Origin of the sequence: Nonomuraea sp. NPDC023979, from assembly GCF_040639085.1 — a bacterium.
Classification (GTDB): Bacteria; Actinomycetota; Actinomycetes; order Streptosporangiales; family Streptosporangiaceae; genus Nonomuraea; species Nonomuraea ceibae.
The window spans coordinates 85,657-100,280 of record NZ_JBEZZG010000008.1 but is presented as its reverse complement, the minus strand read 5'-3'; the positions used below and the strand labels follow the sequence as shown (position 1 = coordinate 100,280).

Annotated in this window: 14 protein-coding genes; 2 read left to right on the top strand and 12 right to left on the bottom strand. The window is 72.6% G+C overall.

The window, feature by feature from the left end:
• Positions 1-59: 59 nt before the first annotated feature.
• Both AB0G11_RS17210 and AB0G11_RS17205 read right to left on the bottom strand, forming a co-directional pair.
• Positions 60-713: an acVLRF1 family peptidyl-tRNA hydrolase gene (locus AB0G11_RS17210; RefSeq protein WP_357586709.1), complete on the bottom strand. Its 654-nt coding sequence runs from the start codon at positions 711-713 to the stop codon at positions 60-62.
• Positions 710-1,123, bottom strand: a complete 414-nt coding sequence (locus tag AB0G11_RS17205; RefSeq protein WP_357586707.1) for a hypothetical protein — start codon at positions 1,121-1,123, stop codon at positions 710-712. Before AB0G11_RS17205 ends, AB0G11_RS17210 begins: the two co-directional genes overlap by 4 nt.
• Positions 1,124-1,244: 121 nt before the next feature.
• Between AB0G11_RS17205 and AB0G11_RS17200 the strand changes: the two genes are divergently transcribed.
• Together AB0G11_RS17200 and AB0G11_RS17195 are read left to right on the top strand one after the other, a co-directional pair.
• Complete coding sequence (locus AB0G11_RS17200; RefSeq protein WP_357586705.1) at positions 1,245-2,270, top strand: EAL domain-containing protein; 1,026 nt, start codon at positions 1,245-1,247, stop codon at positions 2,268-2,270.
• Positions 2,271-2,322: 52 nt separating this feature from the next.
• On the top strand, positions 2,323-3,663 hold the full coding sequence (locus AB0G11_RS17195) for an aminotransferase class V-fold PLP-dependent enzyme (protein ID WP_357586703.1): 1,341 nt from the start codon (positions 2,323-2,325) through the stop codon (positions 3,661-3,663).
• 14 nt (positions 3,664-3,677) lie between these two features.
• Here AB0G11_RS17195 and AB0G11_RS17190 read toward each other — a convergent pair whose 3' ends face one another.
• From AB0G11_RS17190 to sufC, 10 genes are all read right to left on the bottom strand, one after another.
• The gene (locus AB0G11_RS17190; protein WP_357586701.1) at positions 3,678-5,324 is read right to left on the bottom strand and encodes a lectin; all 1,647 of its coding nucleotides are present in this window, start codon (positions 5,322-5,324) and stop codon (positions 3,678-3,680) included.
• Positions 5,325-5,374: 50 nt separating this feature from the next.
• Positions 5,375-7,186 carry a family 43 glycosylhydrolase gene (locus AB0G11_RS17185; RefSeq protein ID WP_357586699.1) on the bottom strand — a complete coding sequence of 604 codons (1,812 nt, stop codon included), beginning with the start codon at positions 7,184-7,186 and terminating at the stop codon, positions 5,375-5,377.
• A 207-nt stretch (positions 7,187-7,393) separates the two neighbouring features.
• Positions 7,394-7,993 carry a carbonic anhydrase gene (locus AB0G11_RS17180; RefSeq protein ID WP_357586697.1) on the bottom strand — a complete coding sequence of 200 codons (600 nt, stop codon included), beginning with the start codon at positions 7,991-7,993 and terminating at the stop codon, positions 7,394-7,396.
• Positions 7,994-8,047: 54 nt separating this feature from the next.
• Positions 8,048-8,893 (bottom strand): ATP phosphoribosyltransferase, encoded by an 846-nt coding sequence (gene hisG / locus AB0G11_RS17175; protein ID WP_219505693.1) that lies wholly within the window; start codon positions 8,891-8,893, stop codon positions 8,048-8,050.
• Positions 8,894-8,952: 59 nt separating this feature from the next.
• Entirely contained in the window at positions 8,953-9,216 is a 264-nt protein-coding gene (locus AB0G11_RS17170) for a phosphoribosyl-ATP diphosphatase (RefSeq protein WP_219505694.1), read from the bottom strand.
• Between the two features lie 314 nt (positions 9,217-9,530).
• A complete protein-coding gene (locus tag AB0G11_RS17165) occupies positions 9,531-11,519 on the bottom strand; it encodes a DEAD/DEAH box helicase (protein WP_357586695.1) in 1,989 nt (662 codons plus the stop codon).
• Positions 11,520-11,818: 299 nt separating this feature from the next.
• Complete coding sequence (locus AB0G11_RS17160) at positions 11,819-12,181, bottom strand: metal-sulfur cluster assembly factor (RefSeq protein ID WP_219505697.1); 363 nt, start codon at positions 12,179-12,181, stop codon at positions 11,819-11,821.
• Positions 12,178-12,618: a Fe-S cluster assembly sulfur transfer protein SufU gene (gene sufU, locus AB0G11_RS17155; protein WP_219505699.1), complete on the bottom strand. Its 441-nt coding sequence runs from the start codon at positions 12,616-12,618 to the stop codon at positions 12,178-12,180. Before sufU ends, AB0G11_RS17160 begins: the two co-directional genes overlap by 4 nt.
• A 2-nt stretch (positions 12,619-12,620) precedes the next feature.
• On the bottom strand, positions 12,621-13,877 hold the full coding sequence (locus tag AB0G11_RS17150; RefSeq protein ID WP_281427012.1) for a cysteine desulfurase: 1,257 nt from the start codon (positions 13,875-13,877) through the stop codon (positions 12,621-12,623).
• Positions 13,874-14,620 (bottom strand): Fe-S cluster assembly ATPase SufC, encoded by a 747-nt coding sequence (gene sufC, locus AB0G11_RS17145; RefSeq protein ID WP_219505701.1) that lies wholly within the window; start codon positions 14,618-14,620, stop codon positions 13,874-13,876. The genes AB0G11_RS17150 and sufC overlap by 4 nt, the downstream gene beginning before the upstream one ends.
• Positions 14,621-14,624 lie beyond the last annotated feature (4 nt).

Sequence of the window (14,624 nt, the reverse complement as noted above, 5' to 3'; positions counted from 1 at the left end):
GGCCGGGCGGGCCGGGCGGGCCGGGCGGGCCGGGCGGGCCGGGCGGGCCGGGCGGGAGGTCAGGCCGGGTCGGTGATCAGGATGCGGACGGCGCGGAACTGGCCCGGGGTGTCGCGGAGGACGGCCAGCCTGGGGTCCGGCACGTCCAGGAACGGCTCCGACTCCAGCGCGAACAGCGGCGCGAGCCTGCGGTCGGCGCGCAGCGCGTCGACCGCCTTGCGGTCACCGCCGAACACCACCGCCTCCAGCTCGCCGAGGTGCGGCGTCAGCACGCGCAGCGCCGTCTCGGCCGCCGCCTCGAACGCCTTGCCCGCCTGGTTCTCGCGGCGTCTGGCGAACCGCTGCTGCGACCAGCCGCCCGCCGCCGTGCGGCCCTGGACCAGCCGTGAGCCGGCCTTGGAGGCGACCAGCTCGCCCCCGTGGAACACCCCGGCCGCGTAGCCGCCGAGCCGCACCAGCACCACGCCCACCCGGCGGTCCTCCCGCGCATGCCCGGCCAGCCGGGTGACGTGCGGCGGCCCCGGGCGCATCGGCGGGAACGGCACGTGCAGCTCGGCCACCGCCCCGTCGGCCGCCGTGAGCCGGACCACCCGCTCGTCGCCGGTCGCCTCGAACGGCCCGTGACGTCCGGCGAACCCGTCGATCCACGGGTGCACCCGCTCCGGCGGCACGCTCACCCAGCGGCCGCCGCCCTTCGCCGGCCGGGCCCTCACGCGGGCACGTCGCCGTCCGCCGCCGCCCTGCTGTGGCCCGGATCGCGGCCCGAATCGTGGCCCAGGCCGCGGCCGAAGGTCCGGTCGACGGCGATGCGGGTCAGCCAGCCGAGCCCGGCGGTGAACAGCGGCGGCCACACGACAGGCCCGAACGTGTAGCCGACCAGCACCGCCAGCGGGATCCACACGCGGTGCACGGCCTGGTGGACGAGGCCGGGCGGGCGTGCCCCGGCGAGCCCCGCCAGGCTCGGCAGCGCGAAGAACGCCAGCGCCGCGGCCGTCGTCGGCAGGCCGTACTTGACGCTCTCGAACACGGCGAACGCCGCCAGGAACAGGGCCGGCGCCCCCCAGGCGATCCGCCGCGGCAGATCGCGGCTCGCCGGCACGTCGCGCGTGTGTTCGGGTGTCACGGGACCAGCGTAGACCCGAACGGCATTCCCCTTCGAGCGGGTGGGAAATACCGCGAGAAATGTCGGTGAACTTCGCCGCACCGCCCTTCCCCGCGTGCTCGGGTGACACCATCATCTCAACGTGTCCTCCCTGCTCACCGGCCCTGTCGTGGACCTCGACACCGGATCGGTCATCGCCTACCCCGCGCTTCTGGACGCCTCGGGCCAGCTGCGGGCCGCGCCGCTTCCGATGGTGCTGGAGCTGCCCATGCGGGTGGTGCTGTCGGGCGCCGGGGCGCTCGTCCCGCTGCACGAGGCGCTGCGCCGCGCCCGGAGGCATCCGCGCGAGGCGATCCTGCTGCTGTCGGGGCCGTGCGCGGTGACCGACCGGCCGGTGCTGAAGGTGGCGCTGGACGGGCTGCGCAACCTCGGCTACCTGCTCGGCTTCGGCGGCGCCGGGGCGGAGAGCGTGCCGCTCGACCTCATCGCCGACACGGCCCCGTACCTGGTGGCGATGGCCCCCGACCTGATCGCGCGGGCGCCGCGCGACCACCGGGCGGCGGCGGTGGCGCAGGGGCTGACGGCGCTGGCGCGCGGCGTCGGCGCGCACGTGCTGGCCCCCGGCGTGGAGGACCCGGCGCAGCTGGAGGCCGCACGCGGGTGGGGGGTGCGGCTGGCGCACGGGCCGCTGCTCGCGCCCGGCCCGGACGGCCGGGTGCGGGTGCCGCTGCCACCCGCCGACGACTCCCCCGCGGCCGTCATGCTCGGGCCGCGCGTGCAGGAGCTGCTGCTGCCCGCGGTGACGCTGCCGGTGGCGGCGACCGCGGAGGAGGCGGTGGAGGCGTTCGGGCACGAGCCGACGATCACCAGCGTCATCCTGGTGGACGAGTACCAGCGGCCCAAGGGCAGCCTGGACCGCAGCCGGTTCCTGCTGTCGATCGCCTCCCGCTACGGGCACGCCCTGCACGGCTCGAAGCCCGCGCAGCGGCTGGCCGACCCGCCGCGCACGGTGCCGAAGACCACCCCGGCGGTGGCGGCCATGCAGGCGGCCGGCCGCGACGCGCTGCGCGTCTACGACGACCTGGTGGTGACCGACGAGCTGAGCCGCTGCCTGGGCATCGTCCGCGTGTCGGACCTGATCCGCGAGGTGGCGGCGATGCGCTCGTAACGACTCGGTCCCGGAGCTGGGCACGGCCGCGGGGCCGGGATAGGAAGAGGGCGTGACTCCTCGGCTGAACAGACGGGCCCTGCTCGGCGCGGGAGTGCTGGCGAGCGTGGCCGCCTGCACGTCCTCCCCTGCTGCCTCCCCTGCCGCTCCGCCTCCCTCCGCTGGAGCCTCCGCCGGGGGGTCCGCCGGGGGTTCCGCGCCGCCTTTCGACCCTCAGGACTGGGAGTCCGTACGCGCCCAGTTCGCGCTCGACCCCAAGTACGCGCAGTTCGCGGCGTTCATCCTGGCACCCGCCCCGGCGATGGTCCGCGAAGCCGTCCAGAAGCACCGCGACGCCCTGGACCGAAACCCGCACTACCTGCCGGACGGCGGCGACCCCGACGAGGCGATCCGCGCGGCCGCCGCCCGCCATCTGGGCGCCGAGCCGTCCGGCATCGCGCTGACCGACAGCACCACGATGGGCCTCGGCCTGCTCTACTCCGGCCTGCGGCTGCGCGAGGGCCAGGACGTGCTCACCACCGAGCACGACTTCCTGGCCACCCACGAGGGCCTGCGCCTGCTCGCCCGGCGCACGGGGGCCGAGGTGCGCCGGGTCAGGCTGTACGACGACCCGGCGCGGGCGTCGGCCGGCCGGATCGTCACCGCGATCAGGGAGGGCCTGCGCGACCGCACGCGGATCGTCGCGATCACCTGGGTGCATTCGAGCACCGGCGTCCGCCTGCCCGTCCGGGAGATCGCCGACATGCTCGCCGACGTCAACCGGTCACGCGACGAACACGACCGGGCGCTGCTGTGCGTCGACGGCGTGCACGGCTTCGGCGCGATGGCCGACGGCGTGGCCGAGCTCGGCTGCGACTTCCTGGTCAGCGGCACGCACAAGTGGCTGTTCGGGCCGCGCGGCACCGGCATCGTGTGGGGCCGCGCCTGGGACGCGCTCGACCCCGTCATCCCGGCCTTCAGCCAGGGCGCGTTCGAGGCGTGGCGCACCGGCGAGCCGCCCGCGCGCACCGACGCCCGCCTGGCGACCCCGGGCGGCTACAAGGCGTTCGAGCACCGGTGGGCGATGCCGGCGGCGTTCGGGTTCCAGGAGGTCATCGGCCTGGACCGGATCCAGCGGCGCACCCAGGAGCTGGCCACCCGGCTCAAGGCCGGCCTGGCCGGTCTGCCGCACGTCACGCTCGCCACCCCCGCCGACCCCGCGCTCTCGGCCGGCCTGGTGTGCGTCTCGGTCGACGGCATGCAGCCCGGGGAGGCGATGCAGCGGCTGCGCGCCGGCATGATCGACACGAGCCTCACCCCGTACGACCCGCCGCTGTTGCGGTTCGGCACCAGCATCGTCACCACCCCCGAGCAGGTCGACCAGGCCGTCGAGGCGGTGAAGAAGCTCGGCTAGCGCCGCCCCGGGCCTCACAGGCGGGTCCATCGCTGGTTGGGCGCCCCGCTACAGGACCAGATCTGGAGCCTGGCGCCGTTGGCCGTGGCGTTGCCGGACACGTCCAGGCACTTGCCCGCGCCGACGGCGGTGATGCTGCCGTCGGCGTTGAAGCGCCATTTCTGGTTGCTCTGACCGTTGCAGTCCCAGATGATGACGCCGGTGCCGTCGGCGGTGGCGGCCCTGTCGACGTCCAGGCACTTGCCGCCGTAGACGCGCAGTTCGCCGGCGGCGGTGGCGGTCCACTGCTGGTTGCTCTGGTGGTGGCAGTCCCAGATCACCACCTGGGTACCGCTGACCTGGGACGCGCCGGACACGTCCAGGCACCTGCCGGAACCGGCGCCCTGGATCCGGGTGGCGGGCGGCGCGGGGGTGCCGCCGCTGACCCGGAACACGGCGGTGCCGTGGGGCGGGACGCTCGCCGAGATGGTCCCGGTGGTCGTGGTGACGGCGTTCGTCCAGGCGTCGCGGAGCGTGAACGGGCCGCCGGTCAGGCCGACGGCGGAGGCGGTGGTGCTGATCGTGGTGGTGGCGCCGCCCTGGTTGAACAGCGCCACCGCGACGTCGCCGTTGCTGAGCCGCTTGGCCAGCACGCGGCGGGTTCCGTCGTGGCTGACCTGGGTGGCCTGCAGGCCGAGCGGGTCCTGGTTGACGGCGATCAGGTTCTGATTCTTCATGATCGTCGCGGTGGCGGCGTCCATGTTCCGGACGTCGTTCCCGGCGATCAGCGGGGCGGCCATGACGGCCCACAGGGCGAAGTGGCTGCGCATCTCGGTGTCGTTCATGCCGCCCCGGCCGACGACCATCATGTCGGGGTCGTTGAACTGCCCCGGCCGGGCGTTGCCCGCGAGGGGGACGTTGACGTCGACGATGTTCTGGATGCCCATCGGGTAGCCGTTGGTCTGGCCCGTGTTCCAGGCGTTGGTGATGTCCTCGGTCGTACGCCAGATGTTGGCGACGTCGCCCCAGTCGCGGCGCGGGCCGGTCTTCTCGTGAATGCTGTTGGGGTTGATGCTGTAGAGGATCGGCCGGCCGGTGGCGGCCAGGGCGTCCCGCATCTTGGCGAAGGTGCGCACCTGGTCGTCGATGGTGCCGGTGGGCGAGCACCAGTCGTACTTGAGGTAGTCGACGCCCCAGGCGGCGAACTGCCGGGCGTCCTGGACCTCGTGGCCGAGGCTCCCGGTCGCCCCCGGGTAGGAGCCGAAGTACTGGGCGCAGGTCCGGTCCAGGGGCGCCTGGTAGAGGCCGAACTTCAGGTTCCTGGCGTGCAGGTAGTCGCCGAGCGCCTTCATGCCGCTCGGGAACCGGGACGGGTTGGCCCGCAGGTTTCCGGCGGAGTCACGGGCCGGGTCGAACCAGCAGTCGTCGACCACGACGTACTGGTATCCCAGGTCACGCATGCCGGAGCTGACCAGCGCGTCGGCCGTCTGCTTGATCAGCGTCTCGTTGATGTTGCAGCCGAAGGTGTTCCAGGTGTTCCATCCCATCGGCGGGGTGCGGCCCACGCCGTTGTCCAGCGCCCGCGCGGGTGTGGCCGGGCCGACCGCCACGACTGTGGTCGCCAGGGCCAGGATGGCGGCGGCGGCGTGGACCAGGGGGAGGCGCGTTCGGTTCCTGTCCATCGATGTCTCACCTCGGGGGTCGAAGGGGCGGGGTCGGTCCTTCCGCCAGGTCACCGGAAGGAGGCGTCGTCGACGTAGAGGCCGTCGGTCCCAGCGACGGTCTCGACGTAGAAGGAGGCGCCGGTCAGCGTTCCGGTCCAGGAGACGGTCGTGGTGCCGGTGAGCTGGGTCCAGCCGTTCGCGCCGACGGTTCGCGCCGGGGTGAGCTGGTGGTAGTTCGTGGCGCCGTTCGCCGTGACCGCCAGGGTCGCCTTCGCGCTGGGGGTTCCGCTCTGCGACCGCACCCAGACGCTCGTGGTGTAGCTCCTGCCGTTGGCGAGCCGCCCGGTCAGGCTCTGGTGGGGGCCGTTCCAGGCCGCGGTACGGCCGGAGTTGAGCAGGGACCGGCTGCCCGTGCGGGCGACGTCGGCGGCGGAGGTCAGGGTGCCTCCGGAGGTGGTCCAGCCCGTCGTGCCGTCCTCCATGCCGCCGTTCGTCAGCAGCTCGGCGCCGCTGCCGCCGCTCGGCGTGAACTGCCACCAGCCGAGGTTGAGCAGGTAGCCGCTGCCGCCGGTGAACCGGAGGTAGAGGTCATGGGTGCCGGTCGCCCCGGACACCGGGCAGGTGACCGAGGCCCAGTTCTGCCACCCGCCGGTGCCGGTGACGGCGCAGGTGCCCACGAGGGCGCCGGTGGCGCTGCCGAGCCGCAGCTCGATCCGGCCCCCGCTGGTGGCCGAGGCGACGCGGGCGGTGAAGGAGGAGGCGCCGTTGCCGAAGGCGACGCCCTTGACCTTGAGGTGGTCGCCGTTCTCGATGAAGCCCACGTTCAGGCCGCCTTCCTCGGAGGGTTCGGTCTCGACCCCGGAGGACCAGGCCATGGTCTCGGCCTCCTGCCGGACGAACGGGTCGAGGGTGCCGATCTGCGGCGGCCCGGCGGTGGTCATGTTGATGACGGGGATGGTGCCGTCGGCGTTGTACGTGAACTTCTCCACGGCCACCGACCTGGTGAAACCGCCTCCGCCGGGGAGGGCGCCGTTGTGGTAGAAGAAGTACGACCCGCCGGCGAAGTCGACGATCCCGGCGTGGTTGGTGAAGCTGCTCCCCTGCCTGGGCATGATCGTTCCCCGGTAGGTCCAGGGGCCGGTGGCGGTGGGCGCCGTCGAGTAGGCGATGAACTCGGAGCAGCATTCGGCGGCGAACACGTTGTAGTAGAGGCCGTTGCGCTTGAAGACCCAGGGGGCTTCCTCGTAGAGGGTCGGGCGGGCGGCGTTGCCGGTGCGCGTGCCGTAGCCCGCGGTGGTGAGGGGGATCTGGGTGGGGCTGCCGGAGTAGGAGATCATGTCCGTGTTCAGCCGGACGTACCAGAGGCGGGGGTTGCCCCAGTACAGGTAGGCCTGGCCGTTGTCGTCGATGAGGACGTTGGGGTCGATCTCGCCGTTGTTGACCAGCGGGCGCCCGATGGCGTCCCGGAAGGGCCCGGTCGGGCTGTCGGCGACCGCGACGCCGATGGCCATCGAGCCGCTGGCACGGTCGCGGACCGGCACGTACCAGTAGAAGCGGCCGTTGCGGTGGGTGACGTGACCCGCCCAGGCGTTGGCGTCGGCCCAGGCGAAGGTGGCCAGGCTCAGGGGCGAGCCGTGGTCCGTCCAGTTGGCCATGTCCGAGGAGGAGTAGACACGCCAGTCCCGCATGGTGAAGTACGTGGAGCCGTCCTCGTCGTGTCCGGTGTAGACGTAGACCCGGCCGTCGTGGACGAGTGGCGCGGGGTCGGCCGTGTAGATGGTCTGCACGATCGGGTTGTCGGCTCCGGCCGCCGACGGGAACAGCACGGCCGGAAGCAGCAGGCCGACGGCACACAGAAGCGTGCGCAGGGCGGATCTCACCGGTTGTCCTCCTCCGACTTGCGCTGTTAGCGCTAACATTCGGTACCGCAGAGCGCCCCTCCGAGGGGCCCGATGTGCCGGAGTACATCCGAGGTCCGGCCCCGCGTCAACGACAGGAATCCCCCTCGCCACCGCCCCCCTGCCTCACCTGGCGCGCTCTCCCCCGCCCGGGTGAAAGTTTCACCCGGGCAGCGGCGGCGGCGTGCGTCAGACGACGCGGCTGACCAGGCCCGTGTCGAGGCAGTAGTGGGCGCCCAGGACCGTCGCGCGCCCGCGCAGCAGCGGGTCGTCGCGCAACTCCCGCACCGTGGCGGCGGTGTGGGCGCGCGTCATCGCGGCCACGTCGCCACCCGAGCTCTCGTACGCGCCCGCCAGCGCCGCCACGACGGCGGGCAGCTCCCCCGGCAGCGTGGCGCGCTCGCGCAGGGCCGTCGCCGCCGCCGTCACCGCGCCGCAGCGCTGATGCCCGAGCACCAGCACGAGCGGCGCGCCCAGCGCGTGCGGGCCGTACTGGACGGCGGCCCTGACCAGCGAGTCGAGCGTGTGCGCGGCAGTGCGGACGACGAGCAGGTCGCCGAGCCCGGCGTCGAACACCACCTCGGGCGGCACCCGCGAGTCGACGCACGACAGCACCACCGCGAACGGCGCCTGCGCCCGCGCCACCTGCCGCCGCCGCTCCACGTCCTGCCCGGCCCGGCCGGGAGTCCCGGCCGCCCAGCGGCGGTTGCCGCGCTTGAGCCACGTCCACGCGTCGCGCACGGTGAAAGCGCGGCGGGCGCACCGCTCCGTAACAGGTCGGATACTCACGGACCGGTACGTTCCCGCCCGGAACAGGCGATTACCTGACGGCGCAGGCAGAGGTCACAGGCGGCAGGCGTAGATGTCGGTGACCAGGATGGCCCTTGCGCCGATGTCCCACAGCTGGTCCATCACCTGCTGGTGCCCCCGGCGCCGGACCATGGCGCGCACGGCCACCCAGCCCTCCCGGTGCAGCGGCGAGACCGTCGGCCCCTCCATGCCCGGCGTGAGCGCGATGGCCTCCTCGATCCGCTCGGCGCGGATGTCGTAGTCCATCATCACGAAGTCGCGGGCGTGCACGACCCCCTGCAGCCGGCGCACGAGCTGCTCGACGCCGTTGGTCGCCGGGGCGGTGTGCTGCTTGATGAGCACCGCCTCCGACTTCATGATCGGGTCGCCGAACACCTCCAGGCCGACGTTGCGCAGCGTCGTGCCGGTCTCCACCACGTCGGCCACCGCGTCGGCCACGCCGAGCCTTATGGCGGTCTCGACCGCGCCGTCGAGCTTGATGACGCGCGCGTCGACGCCCTGGTCGGACAGGTATTTCTCCAGCAGGCCCGCGTAGGCGGTGGCCACCCGCAGCCCCTGCAGGTCCTTGACGGACGTCATCGTGCCGGCCCGGGTGGCCAGACGGAAGGTGGAGGCACCGAAGCCGAGCGGCATGACCTCCTCGACCGACGCGCCGGAGTCGACGAGCATGTCGCGGCCGGTGATGCCGGCGTCGAGCGTGCCCTCCCCGACGTAGACGGCGATGTCGCGCGGGCGCAGGAAGAACAGCTCGCAGCCGCTCTCCTCGTCGACGACGACGAGCTCCTTGCTGTCTCTGCGGGACCGGTAGCCGGCCTCCTTGAGCATGACTTGGGCGGCCTCACTGAGAGTGCCCTTGTTCGGTACGGCCAGGCGAAGCATGTCTGATTCCTCGGTGTCCAGAGTCGTTGCGGAAGACCGGAGGCGGGCGCGGGGGCGCCCTAGAGATGCTTGTAGACCTGGTCCAGGCCGATCCCCTTGGCGATCATGAGCACCTGGACGTGGTAGAGGAGCTGGGAGATCTCCTCGGCTGCCCGGTCGTCAGACTCGTGCTCGGCCGCCATCCAGCTCTCGGCGGCCTCCTCGACGACCTTCTTGCCGATGGCATGGACGCCGGCGTCGATGGCGGCCACGGTGCCGGAGCCGGCGGGCCGGGTCCGGGCCTTCTCGGACAGCTCGGCGAACAGCTCTTCGAAGGTCTTCATGATCTCTCTCGTCGATCGGCTGGCGTGCGGTAACAGCCTAGTCGCCGCGCGACCCCGCTTCGTGCCGCGTCCGCCAGCCGAGACGCCCGCGAGTCGCGCGGGGCCCGTGCCTGGCGGCAGGCGGGGGCCGAGGCCGGTGACGGCGTGGCGGCGGCCGTCCGGACCGGGAACGGCCCGTACGTCGTGCAGGCAGGCCACCGGCGGGCGGGTGAGGTGCGCCCGCCGAGGTGCGGGAACGCGGACGCCCGCCGTGCCCGGGAGGACCGGGCGCGGCGGGCGTCGGACGAACTCATGGGGCGGTGCCGCCCCGGGAATCAGCGCTCGTAGCGGCGGGCGGAGCCGCCCCGGCGGAAGCCGCCGTTGCCACGGTCGTCGGCGCGGAAGCCGCCCCGCTGGCCGCGGTCGTCGGGACGGGCGCCGCCGGAGCGGTAGCCGTCACGGGGACGGTCGTCCGTGCGGACGCCGCGCTCGCGGTCGGCCGAGAACGGGCGGCCACGGTCGGTGGAGTGGCGGCGGTCGTCGGAGCGGAACCCGCCACGCGGCCGGTCACCCTCACGGAACCCGCCACGCCCACGGTCGCCGCCGGAGAAACCGCCACGGTCGCCGTCGTTGCGGAAGCCGCCGCGGTCGCCACCACCGGAGTAGCCACCACGGTCACCGTCGTTGCGGAACCCACCGCGGTCACCGTCGTTGCGGTAACCGCCGCCGGAGTAGCCGCCGCGGTCGCCGTCGTTGCGGTAGCCACCACGGTCACCGCCGCGGTCGCCGCCGCCGGAGAAGCCGCCGCGGTCGCCGTCGTTGCGGTAGCCACCACCACGGGGACGGTCGCCGCCGGAGCGGCGGTCGTCGCCGAACGTGCGGGGCTCGTCGTGACGGCGCGGGTAGCGGTCGTCGGTGCGGCGCTGGCCGCCGAACGAGCCGTCCTCGGTCCGGCGCGGGCCGGCGAAGGGCGGGCGGTCGCCGTCGTGGCGGCGCGGGCGGCGCTCGCCGTCGAACTCACGGCGCGGACGCCGGCCGCGGCGCTCGGAGCCGGTGTGGCCGCCTTCGCGCCGGGGGCGCAGCGGCTTGCGCACGTCGGGCTCCCACACGGGGATGGCCTCGCCGCTGGGCGTGCGGGCCCCGGCGATCTCGGCCAGGCGCGGGTGGCCGGGCGTCGCCTTGAGGCGGAACGGGTGGATGCCCGCCCGCCGGGTCAGCGCGTCGGTGGAGCGGCGCTCGTTCGGGAGCACCAGCGTGACGACGGTGCCCTTCTCGCCGGCGCGGGCGGTGCGGCCGCCGCGGTGCAGGTAGCTCTTGTGGTCCTGCGGCGGGTCGACGTGCAGGACGAGGCTGATGTTGTCGACGTGGATGCCGCGGGCGGCCACGTCGGTGCAGACGAGCACGTTGACCGAGCCCTCGCGGAACTCGGCGAGGATGCGGGTGCGCTGGTTCTGGCGCTTGCCGCCGTGCAGGCCGCCGGCCTTGACGCCGACGCGGGCGAGCTGCTTGCACAGCCGGTCGACGCCGTGCTGGGTGCGGACGAAGATGATCGTACGGCCCTCGCGGTTGGCGATCTCGGCCGTGACGTCGAACTTGTCGTCGCGCGTCACCTGCATGACGTGGTGTTCCATCGTGTCGACCGGAGAGGTCGCGGGGGCGACGGAGTGGGTGATCGGGTCCTTCAGGAAGCGCTGCACGAGCTTGTCGACGTCGCCGTCGAGCGTGGCGGAGAACAGCAGCCGCTGACCGTCGGCCGGGGTCTGCGCGAGCAGCTCGGTGACGACGGGGAAGAAGCCGAGGTCGCACATGTGGTCGGCCTCGTCCAGGACGCTGATCTCGATGTCCTCCAGCGAGCACTCGCCCTGCCGGATGAGGTCGCCGAGACGGCCCGGGGTGGCGATGACGACGTCGACGCCGCGGCGCAGCGCCTCGATCTGCTTGCCCATGGACATGCCGCCGACGACGACCTTCATGCGCAGGCCGAGGCCGCGGCCGAGGGGCTCGATGGCGTCGTGCACCTGGAGCGCGAGCTCACGGGTGGGGACGAGGATCATGGCGCGGGGCCGGCCGGGGGCCGGCTTGACGCCGGCGAGGCGGGCCATCGTGGGCAGGCCGAAGGCCAGCGTCTTGCCGGAGCCGGTCTGGCCGCGGCCGAGGACGTCGGCGCCGGAGAGCACGTCCGGGATCGTCGCGCTCTGAATGGGGAACGGGCTGTCGATTCCCTGCCGGGAGAGGCCGCTGATGAGCGGCTTGGGCAGGCCGAGCAGCTCGAACTCGGACGGGCCCTGCTCAGGGGTCGTCTCGGGCAGGGCAGCGTCAAGCATGGTCACGAACTTCGTGCCTTTCAGTCGAAGTGGCACGTCACTTCTGCGAAAGGACGAGCCAGGACGTACGGCGGCCTTGCCGTACACGGTGCAGTGCGCCCGCCGTGGGGGCGAGCGGAGGGGGAGGCGCACCTGGGCGCCGGCCGCAGGCGGCGCGGGACGCGCGATGAGGCGTCAGGTGTCCCTGGTGCCAACGCGGGGAGGATCAAGACTATTCCCCGTCGGGGCGCCGGACTTTCCGGATCCCCTGGCATGCTGAAGCGGCTGACGCGGAGCGCCAGCCGACCAGCGGTAAAAGATCAGACGTTGAAGCCTAGCATACGAAGCTGCTCACGGCCCTCATCGGTGATCTTGTCCGGGCCCCACGGCGGCAGCCAGACCCAGTTGATCTTCACATCGGAGACCATGCCCTCCAGGGCGGAGTGCGCCTGGTCCTCGATGACGTCGGTCAGCGGGCAGGCCGCGCTGGTCAGCGTCATGTCGATGGTGGCCACCGGCTTGGCGCCGCCGTCGGCCGGGTCGAGGTTGAGGCCGTAGATCAGGCCGAGGTCGACGACGTTGATGCCGAGCTCGGGGTCGACGACGTCCTTGAGCGCCTCCATGACCTCTTCGACGCTCGCCTCGCCGTCGAAGCCGGTCGGGGTCTCGACGGGCTTGCTCATCGTGCAGCACTCCTCACTACAGCGTCCTTGTAGGCCATCCACGACAGCAGCGCGCACTTCACGCGGGCCGGGAACTTGGCCACCCCGGCGAACGCGACCGCGTCGCCGAGCACGTCCTCGTCGGCCTCCACCTGTCCCCTGCCCTGCATGAGCCGGGTGAACTCGTCGACCACCGACAGGGTCTCCTCGACGGTCGAGCCGGCGGTCAGCTCGTGCAGCACCGAGGCGGCGGCCTGGCTGATGGAGCAGCCCTGGCCGTCGTAGGAGACGTCCTCGATGCGGCCCGCGTCGCCCACCTTGACGCGCAGCGTGATCTCGTCGCCGCACGTGGGGTTCACGTGGTGAACCTCGGTGTCGTACGGCTCGCGCAGCCCCCGCCCCTGCGGGTGCTTGTAGTGCTCCAGGATCAGCTCCTGGTACATCGACTCGCCGATCATGGCTATGCGAACACCTTCTGTACGTGGTGGAGGCCGCGCACCAGGGCGTCGACCTCGCCCGTGGTGTTGTACAGGTAGAACGACGCCCTGGTGGTCGCCGGTATTCCGAACCTGAGGTGCAGCGGGCGCGCGCAGTGGTGGCCGACCCGCACGGCGATGCCGAACCGGTCGTCGAGGATCTGGCCCACGTCGTGCGGGTGGATCCCCTCCAGCGTGAACGCCAGCGTGCCGCCCCGCAGGTCGAGGGAGTCGGGCCCGATCAGGCGCAGGCCGGGCACCTCGCGCAGCGCGTCGAGCGCGTAGGCGGTGAGCTCGCGCTCGTGGGCCTCCACGGCCGCCATGCCGATGCCGGTCAGGTAGTCGACGGCCGCGCCGAGCCCGATGGCCTCGACGATCGGCGGGGTGCCGGCCTCGAACTTGTGGGGCGCGGGCGCGTACGTCGAGCGGTCCATCCAGACCGCCTCGATCATCTCGCCGCCGCCGAGGAACGGCGGCATGGCCTCCAGCAGCTCGCCGCGCGCCCACAGCACGCCGATGCCGGACGGGCCGACCATCTTGTGGCCGGTGAAGGCCACGAAGTCGGCGTCCAGCGCCGCCATGTCCACGGGGTGGTGCGGGACGGACTGGGAGGCGTCGAGCAGGACCAGCGCGCCGGCCCGGCGGGCGAGCGCGACCACGTCGGCGACCGGGTTGACGGTGCCGAGCACGTTCGACTGATGCGCGACCGAGACGATCTTCGTGCGTTCGGTGACGACGCCGTCGGCGAGGTCGAGCCGGCCCTCGTCGGTGACGCCGAACCACTTCAGCGTCGCGCCGGTGCGCTGCGCGAGCATCTGCCACGGCACGATGTTGGAGTGGTGCTCCATCTCGGAGATGACGATCTCGTCACCGGGGCCGAGCGTGAAGCGCGGGTCGGCGCACGCCGGGTTGCCGAAGCTGTAGGCGACGAGGTTGAGCGCCTCGGAGGCGTTCTTGGTGAAGACCACCTCGTCGCGCGACGGGGCGCCGATGAACGCGGCGACCTTGTCGCGCGCGCTCTCGTACGCCTCGGTCGACTCCGAGCCCAGCACGTGCATGGCGCGCCCGACGTTGCTGTAGTGCATCGCCAGGTGCTCGCGCATGGTCTCGACGACCGATGTGGGCTTCTGCGAGGAGTTGCCCGAATCGAGGTAGACGAGCGGACGCCCGCCGGGCAGCTCGCGGGAGAGGACCGGGAAGTCTTTCCTGATCCTCTCCACGTCCAAGCTGGTGGAAGTCATGCAGATGCCTTCGTGTACTGCTCGTAGCCCTCGGCCTCGAGCTTGTCGGCCAGCTCCGGCCCGCCCTCCTCCACGACCCGGCCGGCCGCGAAGACGTGCACGAAGTCGGGCTTCACGTAGCGCAGGATGCGGGTGTAGTGGGTGATGAGCAGCACGCCGGTCTCGCCGGAGGCGCGGAAGCGGTTGATGCCCTCCGACACCACGCGCAGGGCGTCGACGTCGAGGCCGGAGTCGGTCTCGTCGAGCACCGCGATCTTCGGCTTGAGCAGCTCGAGCTGGAGGATCTCGTGGCGCTTCTTCTCGCCGCCGGAGAAGCCCTCGTTCAGGTTGCGCTGGGCGAAGGCCGCGTCGATGGCCAGGGCGTCCATGCCGCTCTTGAGGTCCTTGGCGAACTCGCGCAGCTTGGGCGCCTCGCCGCGGACGGAGGTGACGGCCGAGCGCAGGAAGTTGGACACCGACACGCCGGGGACCTCGACCGGGTACTGCATGGCGAGGAACAGGCCGGCGCGGGCGCGCTCGTCGACCGACAGCTCCAGCAGGTCGACGCCGTCGAGCAGCACCTCACCGCCGGTGATCGTGTACTTCGGGTGACCGGCGATCGCGTAGGCGAGCGTGGACTTGCCCGAGCCGTTGGGGCCCATGATGGCGTGGGTCTCGCCGGCCTTCACGGTCAGGTTGACGCCGCGCAGGATTTCCTTGTCCTCGACGGCGACCTTCAGGTCACGGATCTCAAGGGTGGACATGTGT

Coding starts and splice junctions, on each gene's coding strand:
- AB0G11_RS17190 (WP_357586701.1), bottom strand. CDS start 5,324: ATGGACAGGAACCGAACGCGCCTCCCCCTGGTCCACGCCGCCGCCGCC.
- sufU (WP_219505699.1), bottom strand. CDS start 12,618: ATGATCGGCGAGTCGATGTACCAGGAGCTGATCCTGGAGCACTACAAG.
- hisG (WP_219505693.1), bottom strand. CDS start 8,893: ATGCTTCGCCTGGCCGTACCGAACAAGGGCACTCTCAGTGAGGCCGCC.
- sufC (WP_219505701.1), bottom strand. CDS start 14,620: ATGTCCACCCTTGAGATCCGTGACCTGAAGGTCGCCGTCGAGGACAAG.
- AB0G11_RS17170 (WP_219505694.1), bottom strand. CDS start 9,216: ATGAAGACCTTCGAAGAGCTGTTCGCCGAGCTGTCCGAGAAGGCCCGG.
- AB0G11_RS17150 (WP_281427012.1), bottom strand. CDS start 13,877: ATGACTTCCACCAGCTTGGACGTGGAGAGGATCAGGAAAGACTTCCCG.
- AB0G11_RS17160 (WP_219505697.1), bottom strand. CDS start 12,181: ATGAGCAAGCCCGTCGAGACCCCGACCGGCTTCGACGGCGAGGCGAGC.
- AB0G11_RS17165 (WP_357586695.1), bottom strand. CDS start 11,519: ATGCTTGACGCTGCCCTGCCCGAGACGACCCCTGAGCAGGGCCCGTCC.